Origin of the sequence: Pseudomonas sp. ef1 (assembly GCF_007293365.2) — a bacterium.
Lineage (GTDB): Bacteria > Pseudomonadota > Gammaproteobacteria > Pseudomonadales > Pseudomonadaceae > Aquipseudomonas > Aquipseudomonas siliginis.
In genome coordinates this window covers 5940890-5958941 of the sequence record NZ_CM129815.1, presented here as the reverse complement: position 1 = coordinate 5958941, position 18052 = coordinate 5940890, and the positions used below count along the sequence as shown (strand labels likewise).

Genomic DNA, 18052 nt, shown 5'->3' with positions numbered 1-18052 from the left:
CCGTTCTGTAAGGCTTTTCCTTTAATCCGCGCCTTGACGGTGTGGTGGGCGCATTCCTATAGTGTGCGCAAGTGGCGGAAAGTGGCATGAAGTGGGTTTTTTGAGCTCAAAACGATAAAAATTGGAGAAACGCTGACGTGTTTCGCGGAGCTAACGCTATCAGTCTCGATGCAAAGGGCCGTCTCGCCATGCCGAGCCGGTACCGTGACGAGCTCGATTCGCGCAGTTCCGGCCAATTGATCGTGACCATTGATGCCGTTGATCCATGCCTGTGTGTCTATCCGCTCGATGAGTGGGAAATTATTGAAACCAAGTTGCGCGCACTCCCTTCGCTTCGCGAAGAGAACCGTCGCCTGCAACGTTTATTGATTGGTAATGCCGTCGACCTCGAACTCGATGGCAGTGGTCGTTTCCTGGTTCCGCCGCGTTTGCGCGAATACGCCAAGCTCGATAAGCGCGCGATGCTGGTCGGCCAACTGAACAAGTTCCAATTGTGGGACGAGGATGCATGGAACGCGGTATCTGCCGCTGACCTTGCTGCTATTCAACAACCGGGCGCGATGCCTGATGAACTGCGTGATTTGATCCTGTGACTATTGATAGCGGCTTTAACCACATCACCGTACTGCTTGACGAAGCCGTCGAGGCTCTCGCCGTACGTCCTGATGGCTGCTATCTGGACGGCACGTTCGGGCGCGGCGGGCACAGTCGGTTGATCCTCAGCCAGCTCGGGCCGGACGGTCGACTCATCGGATTCGACAAGGATCCTCAAGCGATTGCCACCGGGCAAACGCTAGCGGCCGAAGACGGCCGCTTTGTCGTTGTGCAGCGCAGCTTTGCCGAGCTCGGTTCGGTGGTTGCCGAGCAAGGCCTGACCGGCAAGGTCAGCGGCATTCTGCTCGACCTCGGTGTGTCTTCGCCGCAGCTCGATGACGCCGAGCGCGGCTTCAGTTTCCTCAATGACGGGCCGCTGGACATGCGCATGGACCCGTCCCGTGGCATCAGCGCTGCCGAATTCGTCAACACCGCGCCTGTGGAAGAAATCGCCCGGGTGTTCAAGGAATACGGCGAAGAACGTTTCTCCGGGCGTATGGCCCGTGCCGTTGCCGAGCGTCGTGACATCAAGCCGTTCGAGCGCACCGCCGATCTGGCCGAAGTGCTGAAAGTCGCCAACCCGGCGTGGGAAAAGGGCAAGAACCCGGCCACCCGCGCGTTCCAGGGGTTGCGCATTCACGTCAATAACGAACTCGGCGATCTGGAAGCCGGTCTCGACGCCGCGCTGGAAGCGCTGGAAGTTGGCGGCCGTCTGGTGGTGATCAGCTTCCACTCGCTGGAAGACCGCATCGTCAAACTGTTCATGCGCAAGCTGGTGAAAGGTGAGGCCGACAATTTGCCGCGCAACCTGCCGGTTCGCCACGTCGCCTTCGAACCGAAAATCAAAATCCACGGCAAAGCGCAGACGGCCTCCGACGCCGAACTCAAAGCCAACCCACGTTCCCGTAGCGCCGTCATGCGTGTCGCGGAGAAGTTGCGGTGAGCAAGCTTTTCGCCAAACCACTGCCCGGCGGCAGCTTTCTGATGCTGCTGCTGTTTATCGGCGTGCTGTTTTCGGCCATTGCCGTGTCGTACAGCGCACACTGGAACCGGCAGTTGCTCAACACCCTTTATAACGAACTCAGCGTGCGCGACAAGGCGCAGGCCGAGTGGGGCCGCTTGATTCTCGAGCAGAGCACCTGGACTGCGCACAGCCGCATCGAAGTGCTGGCCACCGAACAACTGAAGATGCACATCCCTGGCGCCGCCGACGTGAAGATGGTGGCGCCATGATGAAACTCGAAGGCGCGCTGTTCCCATGGCGCTTCCGCCTGATGGTGGCGCTGCTCGGTCTGATGGTCGCGGCGATCTGCTGGCGCATCATCGACCTGCAAGTGGTCGACCGTGACTTCCTCAAAGGGCAGGGCGATGCGCGCAGCCTGCGGCATATTCCGATTCCGGCGCACCGTGGCCTGATCACCGACCGTAACGGCGAGCCTCTGGCGGTCAGTACGCCAGTGACCACGCTGTGGGCCAACGCCAAGGAAATGCAGTCGGCCAAAGAGAAGTGGCCGGCACTCGCCGCCGCGCTGGGCCAGAACCCGAAAGCCCTGAGCGAACGCCTCGAAGCCCAGGCCAACAAAGAATTCATTTATCTGGTGCGCGGGCTGACCCCCGAGCAGGGTCAGGCTGTGCTCGATCTGAAAGTGCCGGGCGTCTACGGCATCGAAGAATTCCGCCGCTTCTACCCGGCCGGTGAAGTCACCGCGCACATGGTCGGCTTTACCGACATCGACGATCACGGTCGCGAAGGCGTCGAGCTGGCCTATGACGAATGGCTGGCCGGGGTGCCGGGCAAACGACAAGTCATCAAGGATCGCCGTGGCCGGTTGATCAAGGATGTTCAAGTCACCAAGAACGCCAAGGCTGGCAAGCCCTTGGCGTTGTCGATTGACCTGCGTCTGCAATACCTGGCCAACCGCGAGCTGCGCAACGCGATCATCGAAAACGGTGCCAAGGCCGGCAGTCTGGTGATCATGGATGTGAAGACCGGCGAGATCCTGGCCATGGTCAACCAGCCGACCTACAACCCGAACAACCGTCGCAACCTGCAACCGGCGATGATGCGCAACCGCGCCATGATCGACGTGTTCGAGCCGGGTTCGACCATGAAAGCCATTTCCATGAGCGCGGCAATCGAAACCGGCCGCTGGAAACCGAGCGACACCGTCGAGGTGTATCCGGGCTCGTTGCAGATCGGCAAATACACCATTAAAGACGTGTCGAAGACCGAAGGGCCAGTGCTCGATCTGACCGGCATCCTGATCAATTCCAGTAACGTCGGCATGAGTAAAGTCGCCTTCGATATCGGCGGCGAAACCATTTTCCGTCTCGCGCAGAAAGTCGGCCTCGGTCAGGACACCGGCCTGGGCTTCCCCGGCGAACGCGTCGGCAATCTGCCCAACTACCGCGAATGGCGCAAGGCTGAAACTGCAACCTTGTCTTACGGCTATGGTATTTCCGTGACCGCGATCCAGTTGGTGCACGCGTTCTCGGCACTGGCCAACAACGGTCGTCTCGCGCCGCTGACGCTGATCAAAACCGACAAGATGCCGCAGACCACCCAAGTGCTGCCGGAAGCCGTGGCGAAAACCATGCAGGGCATGTTGCAGCAGGTAATCGAAGCGCCGCGCGGCGTGTTCCGTGCGCAGGTGCCGGCTTATCACGTCGGCGGCAAGTCGGGTACCGCGCGCAAGACCTCGGTCGGCACCAAGGGCTACGCAGAAAACTCCTACCGTTCGCTGTTCGCCGGCTTCGGCCCGATGAGCGATCCGCGTTACGCCATCGTTGTGGTGATCGATGAACCGACCAAGGCCGGGTACTTCGGTGGTCTGGTGTCCGCGCCGGTGTTCAGCCGTGTGATGTCCGGCACCCTGCGTCTGATGAACGTGACCCCGGACAACCTGCCGACCACCCAACAAGCCAACGCCACCCCGGTCGTTCCGCTGAAAGCCAATGGAGGGCGCGGCTGATGTCATTAAGTCTGAACAAGATATTTCCCCACGCCGGCCACGATCTGTTGATCCGTGAACTGGCGCTGGACAGCCGCAACGTGCGCGCCGGCGATCTGTTTCTTGCCGTGCCCGGCGGCCGTTTCGATGGCCGTGCGCATATCGCCGATGCCTTGCAACGCGGCGCAGCTGCCGTGGCGTATGAGGTCGAAGGCGCCACCGTATTGCCGATCACTGACGTGCCGCTGATCCCGGTCAAGGGTCTGGCGGCGCAACTTTCGGACATTGCCGGGCGTTTTTACGGTGAGCCGAGTCATCACCTGAACCTGATCGGCGTCACTGGCACCAACGGCAAGACCAGCGTGACCCAACTGGTCGCGCAGGCACTTGATCTGCTCGGCCAGCATTGCGGCATCGTCGGCACCCTCGGTTCCGGTTTCTACGGTGCGCTGGAAAGCGGCCTGCACACCACGCCGAACCCGATTGCCGTGCAAGCGACCCTGGGTGACCTGAAAAAGGCCGGTGCCAAAGCCGTGGCCATGGAAGTCTCGTCCCACGGTCTGGATCAGGGCCGGGTCACCGCGCTGGCGTTCGACGTGGCGGTGATGACCAACCTGTCCCGCGATCATCTGGATTATCACGGCACCATGCAGGCGTACGCCGAGGCCAAGGCCCGGCTGTTCGCCTGGAATGACCTGAAGTGCCGCGTGGTCAACCTCGACGACGATTTCGGCCGGCAACTGGCGGCGGAAAAACGCGAGTCGCGTTTGATCACCTACAGCCTGCTCGACAGCAGTGCCTACCTGTTCTGCCGCGAAGCGCAGTTCGACGACCATGGTGTACGCGCCACGCTGGTCACGCCGCAGGGCGAGCATCACCTGCGCAGTACGCTGCTTGGTCGTTTCAACCTGAGTAACGTGCTGGCCGCAGTCGGCGCCTTGCTCGGTCTGGATTACGCCCTCGACGAAATTCTCAAAGTGCTGCCGAAGCTCGAAGGCCCGGCCGGTCGCATGCAGCGTCTGGGTGGTGGCACGCAGCCGTTGGTGGTGGTCGATTACGCCCACACCCCGGATGCACTGGAAAAAGTTCTCACAGCACTGCGCCCGCACGTCAAAGGCCAACTCCTGTGCCTGTTCGGTTGCGGTGGCGATCGTGATCGCGGCAAGCGTCCGTTGATGGCCGAAGTGGTCGAGCGTCTGGCTGACCAAGTGTTGGTCACCGACGACAACCCGCGCACTGAAGATCCGGCAGTGATCTTCGACGACATCCGCGCCGGTTTCACCGCTGTGGATAAAGTCACTTTCGTCGCCGGTCGCGGCCAGGCCATCGCGCAACTTATCACCGGTGCGACCGCTGACGACGTGATTGTTCTCGCCGGCAAAGGTCACGAGGACTATCAGGAAATCAACGGCGTGCGCCATGCCTTTTCCGATCTGGTCGAGGCCGATCATGCCCTGACCGCGTGGGAGGTGGCCCATGCTTAAGGCCCTGACACTCAGTGAACTGACCAACGTCCTCGAAGCCCGTTTGATCGGCGCTGATGCGAGTTTCGACGGCGTCAGCATCGACAGCCGTGCGATCCAGCCCGGCCAGTTGTTCATCGCCCTGACCGGCCCGCGTTTCGACGGTCATGATTATCTGAACGACGTTGCCGGCAAAGGCGCCGTGGCGGCATTGGTCGAGCGTGAAGTCGCCGACAGCGCGTTGCCGCAATTGCTGGTCAAGGACACCCGTCAGACGCTGGGCCAACTCGGCGCGTTGAACCGTGCTGCGTTCACCCAGCCAGTGGCGGCGGTGACCGGTTCCAGTGGCAAGACCACGGTCAAGGAAATGCTCGCGAGCATCCTGCGCACGCGCGGTCCGGTGCTGGCGACCCGTGGCAATCTGAACAACGACCTCGGCGTGCCGCTGACCCTGATCGAACTGGCGCCGGAACACACCTCGGCTGTCATCGAACTGGGCGCTTCACGTCTGGGCGAGATCGCTTACACCGTCGGCCTGACCAAGCCGCACGTAGCGATCCTGAACAACGCCGGCACCGCTCACGTCGGTGAGTTCGGCGGTCCGGAAAAAATCGTCGAAGCCAAAGGCGAAATCATCGAGGGTCTGGCCGCCGATGGCATCGCCGTGCTCAACCTCGATGACAAGGCTTTTGGTATCTGGAAGACCCGCGCGGCCGGCCGTCAGGTGCTGACCTTCGCCCTGAGCAACAGCGAGGCGAATTTCCACGCCAGCGATCTGGCCACCGATGCCCGTGGTTGCCCGGCGTTCAATCTGCACACGCCTGAAGGTAGCGAGCGCGTGCAACTGAACCTGCTCGGTACTCATAACGTCGCCAATGCCCTGGCTGCCGCCGCTGCTGCTCACGCCTTGGGCGTGTCGCTGTTCGGCATCGCCACCGGGCTGGGCGCGGTGCAACCGGTCAAGGGGCGCACCGTCGCGCAACTGGCGAAAAACGGCATGCGCGTCATCGATGACACCTACAACGCAAACCCCACCTCGATGTGCGCGGCCGTTGATATACTCGCCGGCTTTTCCGGCCGCACCGTCCTGGTGCTCGGGGATATCGGCGAGTTGGGCGACTGGGCGGAGCAGGGGCACCGCGACGTGGGCGAGTACGCCCGAGGCAAGGTTTCCGCGCTTTACGCGGTCGGGCCGAACATGGTCCACGCGGTAAACGCTTTCGGTGAGCAGGCGCAGCACTTCGGCACCCAGGCCGAGCTGATCCAGGCCCTCGCCGCCGAGCAGGACACAAACACCACCATTTTGATCAAGGGTTCGCGCAGCGCAGCGATGGAAAACATCGTTGCGGCTCTGTGCGGGTCCAGTCTGGAGAAACATTAATGCTGCTGCTGCTAGCGGAGTATCTGCAACAGTTCTACAAAGGCTTCGCGGTCTTCCAGTACCTGACCCTGCGCGGGATTCTCGGTGTGCTGACCGCGCTGGTCTTGTCGCTGTGCTATGGCCCGTGGATGATCCGTACTCTGCAGAACCGTCAGATCGGCCAATCGGTGCGCAACGACGGTCCGCAATCGCACCTGTCCAAATCCGGTACGCCGACCATGGGTGGCGCGCTGATTCTGTCTTCGATCGGCGTCAGCACCTTGCTCTGGGCTGACCTGAGCAACCGCTACGTCTGGGTGGTGCTGCTGGTGACCCTGCTGTTCGGCGCCATCGGCTGGGTCGACGATTACCGCAAAGTCATCGAGAAGAACTCCCGTGGCCTGCCGAGCCGCTGGAAGTATTTCTGGCAGTCGGTGTTCGGCCTCGGCGCTGCGATCTTCCTTTATATGACTGCCGCGACGCCGGTGGAAACCACGCTGATTCTGCCGATGCTCAAGGACTACAGCATCCCGCTGGGCGCCGGTTTCATCGTGCTGACCTACTTCGTCATTGTCGGTTCGAGCAACGCGGTCAACCTGACTGACGGCCTCGACGGCCTGGCGATCATGCCGACGGTGATGGTCGGCGGCGGCCTGGGGATTTTCTGCTACCTGTCGGGCAACGTGAAGTTCGCCGAATACCTGCTGATTCCTTACGTGCCGGGCGCAGGCGAATTGATCGTGTTCTGCGGTGCACTGATCGGTGCCGGCCTCGGTTTCCTCTGGTTCAACACCTATCCAGCGCAGGTGTTCATGGGCGACGTCGGTGCCCTGGCACTCGGCGCGGCACTGGGCACCATCGCGGTGATCGTCCGTCAGGAAATCGTCCTGTTCATCATGGGCGGCGTGTTCGTGATGGAAACCCTGTCAGTGGTCATTCAGGTTGCCTCCTTTAAGCTGACCGGTCGCCGCGTGTTCCGCATGGCGCCGATTCACCACCACTTTGAACTCAAGGGCTGGCCCGAGCCGCGCGTGATCGTCCGTTTCTGGATCATCACCGTGATTCTCGTCCTGGTCGGCCTTGCCACCCTGAAGCTGAGGTAGAACGAGTGTCTCTGATCGCTTCTGACCACTTCCGCATCGTTGTCGGCCTCGGCAAGAGCGGCATGTCCCTGGTTCGCTTCCTGGCGAATCGGGGCACGTCGTTTGCTGTGGCCGACACGCGGGAAAATCCACCGGAACTGGCCACGCTCAAGCGTGACTATCCGCACGTGGAAGTGCGTTGTGGCGAGCTGGACGTCGAATTCCTCTGCCGTGCCGACGAGCTCTACGTGAGCCCCGGCCTGGCGCTGGCGACCCCGGCCCTGCAAGCCGCCGCTGCCCGTGGCGTGAAAATGTCTGGCGACATCGAGTTGTTCGCGCGTTACGCGCGGGCGCCGATCGTCGCGATCACCGGCTCCAACGCAAAAAGCACCTTGACCACGCTGGTCGGCGAGATGGCGGCTGCGGCGGGCAAACGCGTCGCCGTTGGCGGCAACCTCGGCACCCCGGCGCTGGACCTGCTCAGCGATGACGTCGAGTTGTATGTGATGGAGCTGTCGAGTTTTCAACTGGAAACCACCGACCAGCTCAACGCCGAAGTCGCCACCGTGCTGAACATCAGCGAAGACCACATGGATCGCTACAGCGGTCTGCCGGCCTATCACCTGGCCAAGCACCGGATCTTCCGGGGCGCGAAGCAGTTTGTGGTCAACCGTCAGGACGCCCTGAGCCGTCCATTGATCGGTGAAGGTCAGCCATGCTGGACCTTTGGCCTGAGCAAACCGGATTTCAAGGCGTTCGGCATTCGCGAAGAAGACGGCGAGAAGTACCTGGCCTTCGAATTCCAGAACCTGATGCCGGTGCGTGAACTGAAGATTCGCGGTGCGCATAACCAGTCCAACGCTCTCGCCGCATTGGCACTGGGGCACGCTGTGGGTCTGCCGTTCGACGCCATGCTCGCGGCGCTGCGCACGTTTGCCGGGCTCGAACACCGCTGCCAGTGGGTGCGCGATCTCGACGGCGTGGCTTATTACAACGACTCCAAAGCCACCAACGTTGGCGCCGCTCTGGCCGCGATCGAAGGCCTCGGTGCGGACATCGACGGCAAGGTCATTCTGATCGCCGGCGGTGACGGCAAGGGCGCCGAATTCAACGATCTGCGCGATCCGGTGGCGGCCAACTGCCGCGCTGTGGTCCTGATGGGCCGCGACTCCGACAAGATCGGCGCAGTCATTGGCGATGCCGTGCCGCTGATCCGCGCGACCTCGCTGGTCGACGCCGTCGCGCAATGCCGCGCAGCTGCCCAGCCGGGTGACGTGGTGCTGCTGTCTCCGGCCTGCGCCAGTTTCGACATGTTCAAGAATTACGAAGACCGTGGTCACCAGTTCGTCCGCGCTGTGGAGGAACTGGCATGAACCTGAGAAACATCATCAAGCCGTACCCGTCGCCGCTGATCACCGGGCGTGGCATCGACCTCGACTTCCCGATGCTCGCCGGTTGCCTGGCGCTGCTCGGCCTGGGCCTGATCATGATCGCTTCGGCGTCCACCGAAGTGGCGGCGGCGCAGTCGGGCAGTCCGCTGTATTACATGATTCGCCACCTTATCTATGTGGTGCTGGGTCTGGGCGCGTGCATTGTCACCATGATGATCCCGATCGCCACTTGGCAGCGCCTCGGCTGGATGATGCTGATCGGTGCGTTCGGCCTGTTGGTGATGGTGATCATCCCCGGCATCGGCCGCGAAGTGAACGGTTCGATGCGCTGGATCGGTTTCAGCTTTTTCAACGTGCAGCCGTCGGAAATCGCCAAGGTGTTCGTGGTGATCTACCTCGCCGGTTATCTGGTGCGCCGGCAGAAAGAAGTGCGCGAGAGCTGGATGGGCTTCTTCAAGCCGTTCATCGTCCTGCTGCCGATGGCGGGTCTGTTGCTGATGGAACCGGACTTCGGTGCCACCGTAGTCATGATGGGCGCGGCGGCGGCGATGCTGTTCCTTGGCGGGGTCGGGCTGTTCCGCTTCTCGCTGATGGTGGTGCTGGCGGTTGGCGCGGTGGTTTTGTTGATCCAGATGCAGCCGTATCGAATGGCGCGTCTGACCAACTTCGCCGACCCGTGGGCCGACCAGTTCGGCGCCGGTTATCAGTTGTCGCAGGCCTTGATCGCTTTCGGTCGCGGCGAGTGGCTGGGCGTCGGCCTTGGCAACAGCGTGCAGAAACAGTTTTATCTGCCGGAAGCGCATACCGACTTCGTGTTTTCGGTACTTGCCGAAGAACTCGGTGCAGTCGGTTCGTTGTGCACCGTCGCGCTGTTCGTGTTCGTGTGTATTCGCGGCATGTACATCGGCCTGTGGGCGGAGAAGGCCAAGCAGTTCTTCGCCGCGTACGTGGCTTACGGCTTGTCGTTCCTGTGGATTGGTCAGTTCCTGATCAACATCGGTGTGAACGTCGGCCTGCTGCCAACCAAGGGTCTGACCTTGCCGTTCCTCAGTTACGGCGGCAGCTCGCTGGTGATCTGCTGCGCCTGTCTGGGCCTGTTGCTGCGCATCGAGTGGGAGAGTCGAACCCACCTGGGCAGCGAAGAGATGGAATTCCAGGAGAGCGACTTCGCCGAGGAGCCGACTCATGGGCGCTAACGTATTGATCATGGCCGGCGGTACCGGCGGCCACGTGTTCCCGGCGCTGGCCTGTGCCCGCGAGTTTCAGGCGCGCGGCTACACCGTGCATTGGCTCGGCACGCCACGGGGGATTGAAAACGAACTGGTCCCGGCGGCAGGGCTTGAACTGCACCGGATCAACGCCAGCGGTCTGCGCGGCAAGGGCAAGCTGTCGCTGCTCAAGGCGCCGCTGATGCTGCTGAAATCGGTGTGGCAGGCGCGGGCGATCATGCGCCGCCTGAAACCGGTGTGCGTGGTTGGCTTCGGCGGTTACGTGACCGGCCCCGGCGGTCTTGCCGCAAAACTGGCCGGCGTGCCAGTGATCGTTCACGAGCAGAACGCTGTCGCCGGCACCGCCAATCGGTTGCTGGTGCCGTTCGCCGCCCGAGTGTGTGAAGCGTTCCCCGACACCTTTACTCTGTCGGACAGCCGCCGTACCACCGGTAATCCGGTGCGTAGCGAGCTGTTCCTCGACACATCGCGACCGGCGCTGGCCGGACGCAAAGCGCGTTTGCTGATCCTTGGCGGCAGCCTGGGCGCAGAACCGTTGAACAAATTGCTGCCTGAAGCCCTGGCCCAAGTCGCTCCCGACCTGCGCCCGGAAGTGTTTCATCAGGCCGGCAAAAATCACGATGAAGTGACTGCCGAGCGTTACCGCGCCGTGGGTGTGGAAGCGCAGGTGCAGCCGTTCATCAAAGACATGGCCCAGGCCTATGGCTGGGCTGACCTGGTGGTGTGCCGCGCTGGCGCGTTGACCATCAGTGAGCTGGCGGCCGCCGGTCTGCCCTCGATGCTGGTGCCCTTGCCCCACGCGATCGACGATCACCAGACCCGCAACGCCGATTATTTGGCCCGCGAAGGCGCTGCCTTCCTGATGCCGCAAAGAACGACTGGTGCCGCGGATCTTGCCGCGCGCCTGACAGAGGTCTTGATGCAACCGCAACGACTCGAAGCAATGGCCCAAGCGGCCCGCCGACTGGCCAAACCCGATGCCACCCGTAGCGTGGTCGATACCTGTCTGGAGGTGGCCCATGGTTGAGAATCAGAAAGCCATGCCACAACCGGAAATGCGCCGCATCCGTCGCATCCACTTCGTCGGCATCGGCGGCGTGGGCATGTGCGGTATCGCTGAAGTGTTGTTGAACCTGGGCTATCAAGTCTCCGGTTCCGACCTGAAAGCCTCGCCGGTCACCGAGCGCCTGGAATCGTTTGGCGCGCAGATCTTCATCGGTCACCGTGCCGAGAACGCCGCTACCGCCGACGTGCTGGTGGTGTCGAGCGCAGTGAACACGTCCAACCCGGAAGTGGCGACTGCCCTTGAACGCCGCATTCCAGTGGTGCCGCGTGCAGAAATGCTCGCCGAGCTGATGCGCTATCGCCACGGCATCGCCGTCGCCGGTACCCATGGCAAAACCACCACCACCAGCCTCATCGCTTCGGTGTTCGCGGCCGGTGGTCTGGACCCGACATTCGTGATTGGTGGTCGACTCAATGCAGCGGGCACCAATGCCCAGCTCGGCACCAGCCGTTACCTGATCGCCGAAGCCGACGAAAGCGATGCGAGCTTCCTGCATCTGCAGCCGCTGGTGGCCGTGGTCACCAACATCGACGCCGACCACATGGCGACCTACGACGGTGACTTCAACAAACTGAAGAAAACCTTCGTCGAATTCCTGCACAACCTGCCGTTCTACGGTTTGGCGGTGATGTGCCTGGACGATCCGGTGGTGCGCGAAATCCTGCCGCTGGTCAAGCGTCCGACCGTGACCTACGGCTTCAGCGAAGACGCCGATGTGCGCGCGATCAATGTCCGTCAGCAGGGCATGCAGACCTTCTTCACCGTCCTGCGCCCGGATCGCGAGCCGCTGGACGTGTCGGTGAACATGCCCGGCAACCACAACGTGCTCAACTCGCTGGCGACCATCTGCATCGCCACCGACGAAGGCGTCAGCGATGAAGCCATCGTTCAGGGCCTGTCAGGCTTCCAGGGTGTTGGCCGACGCTTCCAGGTCTACGGCGAACTGCCGGTGGACGGCGGCAACGTGATGCTGGTCGACGACTACGGTCACCACCCGACCGAAGTCGCTGCCGTGATCAAAGCCGTGCGCGGTGGCTGGCCGGAGCGTCGTCTGGTGATGGTCTACCAGCCGCATCGCTACAGCCGCACCCGTGATCTGTACGACGACTTCGTCAATGTACTGGCCGACGCTAACGTGCTGCTGCTGATGGAAGTCTATCCGGCCGGCGAAGAGCCGATCCCTGGCGCCGACAGTCGCAAGCTGTGCAACAGCATCCGTCAGCGCGGTCAGCTCGACCCGATCTACATCGAGCGTGGCGTTGACTTGGCGCCGTTGGTCAAGCCGCTGCTGCGCGCCGGCGACATTCTGTTGTGCCAGGGCGCTGGTGACATCGGCGGTCTCGCGCCGAAGCTGTTGAAAAGTGAATTGTTCGCCGGCGCCGTGGCGGCGCCGGTCGAGGGGAAGTTGAAATGACTGCTGCCTACGCCAAGCTGTTCTCCACCATCGCGCCGAAAGACTTCGGCCGCGTCGCCGTGCTCTTCGGCGGCCTGAGTGCCGAGCGTGAGGTTTCGCTGAAATCCGGCAACGCCGTGCTCGAGGCGCTGCAAAGCGCTGGCGTCGATGCGTTCGGCATCGATGTCGGTGAGGACTTCCTGCAGCGTCTGCTCAGCGAAAAGATCGACCGCGCGTTCATCATTCTCCACGGTCGCGGCGGTGAAGACGGCAGCATGCAGGGCCTGCTCGAGTGCGCCGGCATCCCTTACACCGGCAGCGGCATTCTTGCTTCCGCACTGGCGATGGACAAGCTGCGCACCAAGCAGGTCTGGCACAGCCTCGGGATTCCGACGCCGCGTCACGCCGTGCTGTGCAGCGAAGCCGATTGTATTTCCGCAGCGACGGAACTGGGCCTGCCTTTGATCGTCAAACCGGCGCATGAAGGTTCAAGTATCGGGATGGCCAAAGTGAATTCTGCGTCCGAGTTGATCGACGCATGGAAAGCGGCCAGTACCTACGATTCGCAAGTCTTGGTTGAGCAATGGATTCAAGGTCCGGAGTTCACCATCGCCACCCTGCGTGACCAGGTGTTGCCTCCAATCGCCCTGGGTACACCGCACACATTTTACGACTACGACGCCAAGTACATCGCCAACGATACCCAGTACCGCATTCCGTGCGGGCTGGACGCGGCCAAGGAACAGGAACTCATGGAACTCACGGCCAAGGCCTGTGAGGCGCTGGGTATCGCCGGTTGGGGCCGGGCGGACGTGATGCAGGACGCCGACGGGCAGTTCTGGTTCCTCGAAGTCAATACCGCACCGGGCATGACCGATCACAGCTTGGTGCCGATGGCGGCGCGGGCTGCCGGTCTGGATTTCCAGCAACTGGTTCTGGCCATTCTGGCCGCCAGCGTTGAAGACGCAGGCGCAACAGAGGCGCGAGGTTAAGACCATGCAAGGCGCTCATCTCAGACATCAGCCACCCGCACCCGGCCGCAAGCCGGTGCCGCGGGGTGCCAGCCGAATGGTGGCGAAAGAGCCGATGTCCGCGCGCCTGCCGAAAGCCAATTTCAGCTTTCTGAAAAGTCTGTTCTGGCCGGTGCTGCTGGTGGCGCTGGGCTTTGGTACGTACGAAGGCGCGCAGCGTTTGCTGCCTTACGCCGACCGGCCGATCAGCAAGATCGCGGTGCAGGGCGACCTCAGCTACATCAGCCAGCAGGCGGTGCAACAGCGGATCGCGCCGTTCGTGGCGTCGAGCTTCTTCACCATCGACCTCGCCGGTATGCGTACCGAGCTCGAGCAGATGCCCTGGATCGCCCACGCCGAAGTGCGTCGGGTGTGGCCGGATCAGGTAGTGATCCGCCTCGAAGAGCAATTGCCGGTGGCGCGTTGGGGCGACGAGTCATTGCTCAACAACCAGGGCCAGGCGTTCACGCCCAAGGAACTGGCGAACTACGAACACCTGCCGCAGCTGTTCGGTCCACAACGGGCTCAGCAGCAGGTGATGCAGCAGTATCAGGTGCTGAGCCAGATGCTGCGGCCGCTGGGTTTTTCGATTGCACGCCTGGAATTGCGTGAACGCGGCAGCTGGTTCCTGACCACCGGTGCCGGCAGTTCCGGCCCCGGCATCGAGTTGCTGCTGGGACGCGGCAACCTGGTGGAAAAGATGCGCCGCTTCATCGCCATCTATGACAAGACGCTGAAAGAGCAGATTACGAACATTGCGCGCATCGATCTGCGCTACGCCAACGGCCTCGCTGTTGGCTGGCGGGAACCCGTAGCGCCGACGACAGCCCAACCCGCTGTCGCAAAGAATTAAGAAGAGGCAGGACCCATGGCAAACGTGCAAAGCGGCAAAATGATCGTCGGTCTGGATATCGGCACCTCCAAAGTGGTGGCGCTGGTAGGCGAGGTCGCGGACGACGGCCAGCTGGAAATCGTCGGGATCGGCACGCATCCGTCCCGCGGCCTGAAGAAGGGCGTGGTGGTCAACATCGAATCCACCGTGCAGTCGATCCAGCGCGCGATCGAAGAAGCCCAGCTGATGGCCGGCTGCCGCATTCACTCGGCGTTCGTCGGCGTGGCCGGCAATCATATCCGCAGCCTGAACTCCCACGGCATCGTCGCGATCCGTGATCGCGAAGTCAGCTCGGCCGACCTTGAGCGTGTGCTCGACGCCGCTCAGGCCGTGGCGATCCCGGCTGACCAGCGCGTGCTGCACACCCTGCCGCAGGATTACGTGATCGATAACCAGGAAGGCGTGCGCGAGCCTCTGGGCATGTCCGGCGTGCGTCTGGAAGCCAAGGTTCACGTGGTCACCTGCGCCGTCAACGCTGCACAGAACATTGAAAAATGCGTGCGCCGCTGCGGTCTGGAAATCGACGACATCATTCTTGAGCAACTGGCCTCGGCCTACTCGGTCCTCACCGACGACGAAAAAGAACTGGGCGTGTGCCTGGTCGACATCGGCGGCGGCACCACCGACATCGCGATCTTCACCGAAGGCGCGATCCGTCACACCGCCGTGATCCCGATTGCCGGTGATCAAGTGACCAACGACATCGCCATGGCGTTGCGCACCCCGACCCAGTACGCCGAAGAGATCAAGATCCGTTACGCCTGCGCCCTGGCCAAACTGGCCGGTGCCGGTGAAACCATCAAGGTGCCGAGCGTTGGCGACCGTCCACCGCGTGAGCTGTCGCGTCAGGCCTTGGCCGAAGTGGTCGAGCCGCGTTACGACGAACTGTTCACCCTGATCCAGGCCGAGCTGCGTCGCAGCGGCTACGAAGACCTGATCCCGGCGGGCATCGTGCTCACCGGCGGTACGTCGAAAATGGAAGGCGCCACTGAACTGGCCGAAGAAATCTTCCACATGCCGGTGCGCCTCGGTGTGCCGCATGGCGTGAAAGGTCTGGATGACGTGGTGCGCAACCCGATTTATTCCACTGGCGTCGGCTTGTTGATGTACGGCCTGCAAAAGCAGTCCGATGGAGTTTCGTTCTCCGGCATCGGCAGCCGCGACAGCTACAGCAGCGAAGAGCCTCAGGCGCCGCTGCTGGACCGACTGAAAAAGTGGGTTCAGGGCAATTTCTAAAAGCAGCCTGGAGCGACAAGCTTCAAGCGGCAAGCAACTGCAGTAGATACACCGCAACAAACAGCAGTAGGCGAAAAAAACTAGAGAATGTAAGGAGAGGGAAAATGTTCGAACTCGTAGACAACATCCCCGCAAGCCCGGTAATCAAAGTTATCGGTGTCGGCGGTGGCGGCGGCAACGCTGTCAATCACATGGTCAAGAGCAACATCGAAGGCGTTGAGTTCATCTGCGCCAACACCGATGCTCAAGCGCTGAAAAACATCGGCGCGCGGACCATCCTGCAACTGGGCACCGGCGTGACCAAAGGCCTGGGTGCCGGCGCCAATCCTGAGGTCGGCCGTCAAGCCGCTCTGGAAGACCGCGAGCGCATCGCTGAAGTGCTGGCCGGCACCAACATGGTGTTCATCACCACCGGCATGGGCGGCGGTACCGGTACCGGTGCAGCGCCGATCATCGCTGAAGTGGCCAAGGAAATGGGCATCCTGACCGTTGCGGTCGTGACCCGTCCGTTCCCGTTCGAAGGCCGCAAGCGTATGCAGATCGCCGACGAAGGCATTCGCATGCTTTCGGAAAGCGTCGACTCGCTGATCACCATTCCGAACGAAAAACTGCTGACCATCCTCGGCAAAGACGCAAGCCTGCTGTCGGCTTTCGCCAAGGCTGACGATGTTCTGGCCGGTGCCGTTCGCGGTATCTCCGACATCATCAAGCGTCCGGGCATGATCAACGTCGACTTCGCCGACGTACGCACCGTGATGAGCGAAATGGGCATGGCGATGATGGGCACTGGCTGCGCCAGCGGTCCGAACCGTGCACGTGAAGCTACCGAAGCGGCGATCCGCAACCCGCTGCTGGAAGACGTCAACCTGCAAGGCGCGCGCGGCATTCTGGTGAACATCACCGCCGGTCCTGACCTGTCCCTGGGTGAGTACTCCGACGTGGGTTCGATCATCGAAGCCTTCGCTTCCGAGCACGCAATGGTCAAGGTCGGTACCGTTATCGATCCGGACATGCGCGACGAGCTGCACGTAACCGTGGTTGCCACCGGTCTGGGCGCGAAAATCGAGAAGCCTGTGAAGGTCATCGACAACACCGTTCACACCTCCATGGCTTCGGCGCAGGTGCAACAACCGGCTCCGGCCCGTCAGGAGCAGCCTGCAGTGAACTACCGTGATCTGGACCGTCCGACCGTCATGCGCAACCAGGCTCAGGCCGGTGCTGCGGCTGCCGCGAAGATGAATCCGCAGGATGACCTGGACTACCTGGACATTCCGGCATTCCTGCGTCGTCAGGCCGATTGATGGAATGTATCAGGGCTATGAAGGTGATTGGTGTTCAGCAAAGGCATGGTCTGCTATCATCGCCAGCCTTTGTTGATACCAGTTCGCAATTTGCGCTGAAGCGGCCCAAGCCATGATTAAACAACGCACACTGAAAAATATTATCCGTGCCACAGGTGTAGGCCTGCATTCCGGCGAGAAGGTCTATCTGACCCTCAAGCCTGCGCCTGTCGACACTGGCATTGTGTTTTGTCGCGCTGACCTCGACCCTGTGGTGCAGATTCCTGCCCGCGCGGAAAACGTCGGTGAAACCACTATGTCGACGACGCTGATCAATGGCGACGTCAAAGTGGACACGGTAGAGCACTTGCTCTCGGCCATGGCTGGCCTGGGCATCGATAACGCCTACGTCGAGCTCTCCGCGTCCGAAGTCCCGATCATGGATGGCAGCGCTGGACCCTTCGTATTCCTGATTCAATCGGCAGGCCTGGAAGAACAGGACGCCGCCAAGAAATTCATCCGCATCCTGCGTGAAGTGACAGTGGAAGACGGCGACAAGCGCGCCACTTTCGTCCCTTTCGAAGGCTTCAAGGTGAGCTTCGAGATCGATTTCGATCACCCGGTATTCCGGGACCGCACCCAGAGTGCAAGCGTGGATTTTTCCAGCACTTCGTTCGTAAAAGAAGTCAGCCGCGCCCGTACCTTTGGTTTCATGAGTGACATCGAGTACCTGCGCAAGCACAACCTCGCACTCGGCGGCAGCGTGGAAAACGCGATCGTGGTCGACGCTGATGGCGTGTTGAACGAAGACGGTCTTCGTTATGAAGACGAATTCGTCAAACACAAGATCCTCGACGCGATTGGCGACCTGTACCTGCTGGGCAACAGCCTGATTGGTGAGTTCAAAGGCTTCAAGTCCGGTCATGCACTGAACAACCAGCTGCTGCGCAAATTGATTGAGCAGACAGATGCTTGGGAAGTGGTGACGTTCGAAGACGCCAGCACCGCACCGATCTCTTACATGCGCCCGGTTGCGGCGGTGTAAGTAAAAAACCTCTCTAGTTTTTTGAAGGCCATCCTCGGATGGCCTTTTTTTATGCCCTTT

The 18052-nt window shown here is 61.6% G+C and carries 16 protein-coding genes; all 16 read left to right on the top strand.

Annotated features, from left to right (window positions below; all coding sequences use genetic code 11):
- Nucleotides 1–137 precede the first annotated feature (137 nt).
- The 16 genes from mraZ to lpxC all read left to right on the top strand — a co-directional run bounded on the left by mraZ (nt 138) and on the right by lpxC (nt 17992).
- On the top strand, nt 138–593 hold the full coding sequence (mraZ, locus tag FEE99_RS27195; RefSeq protein ID WP_007917012.1) for a division/cell wall cluster transcriptional repressor MraZ: 456 nt from the start codon (nt 138–140) through the stop codon (nt 591–593).
- On the top strand, nt 590–1537 hold the full coding sequence (rsmH, locus tag FEE99_RS27190; RefSeq protein ID WP_024014247.1) for a 16S rRNA (cytosine(1402)-N(4))-methyltransferase RsmH: 948 nt from the start codon (nt 590–592) through the stop codon (nt 1535–1537). Before mraZ ends, rsmH begins: the two co-directional genes overlap by 4 nt.
- Entirely contained in the window at nt 1534–1827 is a 294-nt protein-coding gene (gene ftsL, locus FEE99_RS27185) for a cell division protein FtsL (protein ID WP_016773269.1), read from the top strand. Before rsmH ends, ftsL begins: the two co-directional genes overlap by 4 nt.
- The gene (locus FEE99_RS27180) at nt 1827–3566 is read left to right on the top strand and encodes a peptidoglycan D,D-transpeptidase FtsI family protein (protein ID WP_174823877.1); all 1740 of its coding nucleotides are present in this window, start codon (nt 1827–1829) and stop codon (nt 3564–3566) included. The genes ftsL and FEE99_RS27180 overlap by 1 nt, the downstream gene beginning before the upstream one ends.
- The gene (locus FEE99_RS27175; protein ID WP_041479964.1) at nt 3566–5029 is read left to right on the top strand and encodes a UDP-N-acetylmuramoyl-L-alanyl-D-glutamate--2,6-diaminopimelate ligase; all 1464 of its coding nucleotides are present in this window, start codon (nt 3566–3568) and stop codon (nt 5027–5029) included. Before FEE99_RS27180 ends, FEE99_RS27175 begins: the two co-directional genes overlap by 1 nt.
- Nucleotides 5022–6389 (top strand): UDP-N-acetylmuramoyl-tripeptide--D-alanyl-D-alanine ligase, encoded by a 1368-nt coding sequence (locus tag FEE99_RS27170; protein WP_041479963.1) that lies wholly within the window; start codon nt 5022–5024, stop codon nt 6387–6389. Before FEE99_RS27175 ends, FEE99_RS27170 begins: the two co-directional genes overlap by 8 nt.
- A complete protein-coding gene (gene mraY / locus FEE99_RS27165) occupies nt 6389–7471 on the top strand; it encodes a phospho-N-acetylmuramoyl-pentapeptide-transferase (protein WP_016773275.1) in 1083 nt (360 codons plus the stop codon). The genes FEE99_RS27170 and mraY overlap by 1 nt, the downstream gene beginning before the upstream one ends.
- A gap of 5 nt (nt 7472–7476) precedes the next feature.
- The gene (murD, locus tag FEE99_RS27160; protein ID WP_041479962.1) at nt 7477–8823 is read left to right on the top strand and encodes a UDP-N-acetylmuramoyl-L-alanine--D-glutamate ligase; all 1347 of its coding nucleotides are present in this window, start codon (nt 7477–7479) and stop codon (nt 8821–8823) included.
- On the top strand, nt 8820–10037 hold the full coding sequence (gene ftsW / locus FEE99_RS27155; RefSeq protein ID WP_016773276.1) for a putative lipid II flippase FtsW: 1218 nt from the start codon (nt 8820–8822) through the stop codon (nt 10035–10037). The genes murD and ftsW overlap by 4 nt, the downstream gene beginning before the upstream one ends.
- Complete coding sequence (gene murG / locus FEE99_RS27150) at nt 10027–11097, top strand: undecaprenyldiphospho-muramoylpentapeptide beta-N-acetylglucosaminyltransferase (protein WP_041479961.1); 1071 nt, start codon at nt 10027–10029, stop codon at nt 11095–11097. The genes ftsW and murG overlap by 11 nt, the downstream gene beginning before the upstream one ends.
- Nucleotides 11090–12550, top strand: a complete 1461-nt coding sequence (gene murC, locus FEE99_RS27145) for a UDP-N-acetylmuramate--L-alanine ligase (RefSeq protein ID WP_039761387.1) — start codon at nt 11090–11092, stop codon at nt 12548–12550. The genes murG and murC overlap by 8 nt, the downstream gene beginning before the upstream one ends.
- Complete coding sequence (locus tag FEE99_RS27140; protein ID WP_016773280.1) at nt 12547–13521, top strand: D-alanine--D-alanine ligase; 975 nt, start codon at nt 12547–12549, stop codon at nt 13519–13521. The genes murC and FEE99_RS27140 overlap by 4 nt, the downstream gene beginning before the upstream one ends.
- A gap of 4 nt (nt 13522–13525) precedes the next feature.
- Nucleotides 13526–14392, top strand: coding sequence for a cell division protein FtsQ/DivIB (locus FEE99_RS27135; protein ID WP_039761388.1), 867 nt, complete (start codon nt 13526–13528; stop codon nt 14390–14392).
- Between the two features lie 15 nt (nt 14393–14407).
- Entirely contained in the window at nt 14408–15667 is a 1260-nt protein-coding gene (ftsA, locus tag FEE99_RS27130) for a cell division protein FtsA (protein WP_016773282.1), read from the top strand.
- Nucleotides 15668–15771: 104 nt separating this feature from the next.
- A complete protein-coding gene (gene ftsZ / locus FEE99_RS27125) occupies nt 15772–16968 on the top strand; it encodes a cell division protein FtsZ (RefSeq protein ID WP_016773283.1) in 1197 nt (398 codons plus the stop codon).
- Between the two features lie 112 nt (nt 16969–17080).
- Nucleotides 17081–17992: a UDP-3-O-acyl-N-acetylglucosamine deacetylase gene (gene lpxC / locus FEE99_RS27120; protein WP_007916984.1), complete on the top strand. Its 912-nt coding sequence runs from the start codon at nt 17081–17083 to the stop codon at nt 17990–17992.
- Nucleotides 17993–18052 lie beyond the last annotated feature (60 nt).

What these genes read in the sequence shown, in the direction of transcription:
- FEE99_RS27180 (WP_174823877.1), top strand. Translation starts at nt 1,827, where the DNA reads ATGAAACTCGAAGGCGCGCTGTTCCCATGGCGCTTCCGCCTGATGGTG.
- FEE99_RS27175 (WP_041479964.1), top strand. Translation starts at nt 3,566, where the DNA reads ATGTCATTAAGTCTGAACAAGATATTTCCCCACGCCGGCCACGATCTG.
- FEE99_RS27170 (WP_041479963.1), top strand. Translation starts at nt 5,022, where the DNA reads ATGCTTAAGGCCCTGACACTCAGTGAACTGACCAACGTCCTCGAAGCC.
- mraY (WP_016773275.1), top strand. Translation starts at nt 6,389, where the DNA reads ATGCTGCTGCTGCTAGCGGAGTATCTGCAACAGTTCTACAAAGGCTTC.
- ftsW (WP_016773276.1), top strand. Translation starts at nt 8,820, where the DNA reads ATGAACCTGAGAAACATCATCAAGCCGTACCCGTCGCCGCTGATCACC.
- murG (WP_041479961.1), top strand. Translation starts at nt 10,027, where the DNA reads ATGGGCGCTAACGTATTGATCATGGCCGGCGGTACCGGCGGCCACGTG.
- murC (WP_039761387.1), top strand. Translation starts at nt 11,090, where the DNA reads ATGGTTGAGAATCAGAAAGCCATGCCACAACCGGAAATGCGCCGCATC.
- FEE99_RS27140 (WP_016773280.1), top strand. Translation starts at nt 12,547, where the DNA reads ATGACTGCTGCCTACGCCAAGCTGTTCTCCACCATCGCGCCGAAAGAC.
- FEE99_RS27135 (WP_039761388.1), top strand. Translation starts at nt 13,526, where the DNA reads ATGCAAGGCGCTCATCTCAGACATCAGCCACCCGCACCCGGCCGCAAG.
- ftsA (WP_016773282.1), top strand. Translation starts at nt 14,408, where the DNA reads ATGGCAAACGTGCAAAGCGGCAAAATGATCGTCGGTCTGGATATCGGC.
- ftsZ (WP_016773283.1), top strand. Translation starts at nt 15,772, where the DNA reads ATGTTCGAACTCGTAGACAACATCCCCGCAAGCCCGGTAATCAAAGTT.
- lpxC (WP_007916984.1), top strand. Translation starts at nt 17,081, where the DNA reads ATGATTAAACAACGCACACTGAAAAATATTATCCGTGCCACAGGTGTA.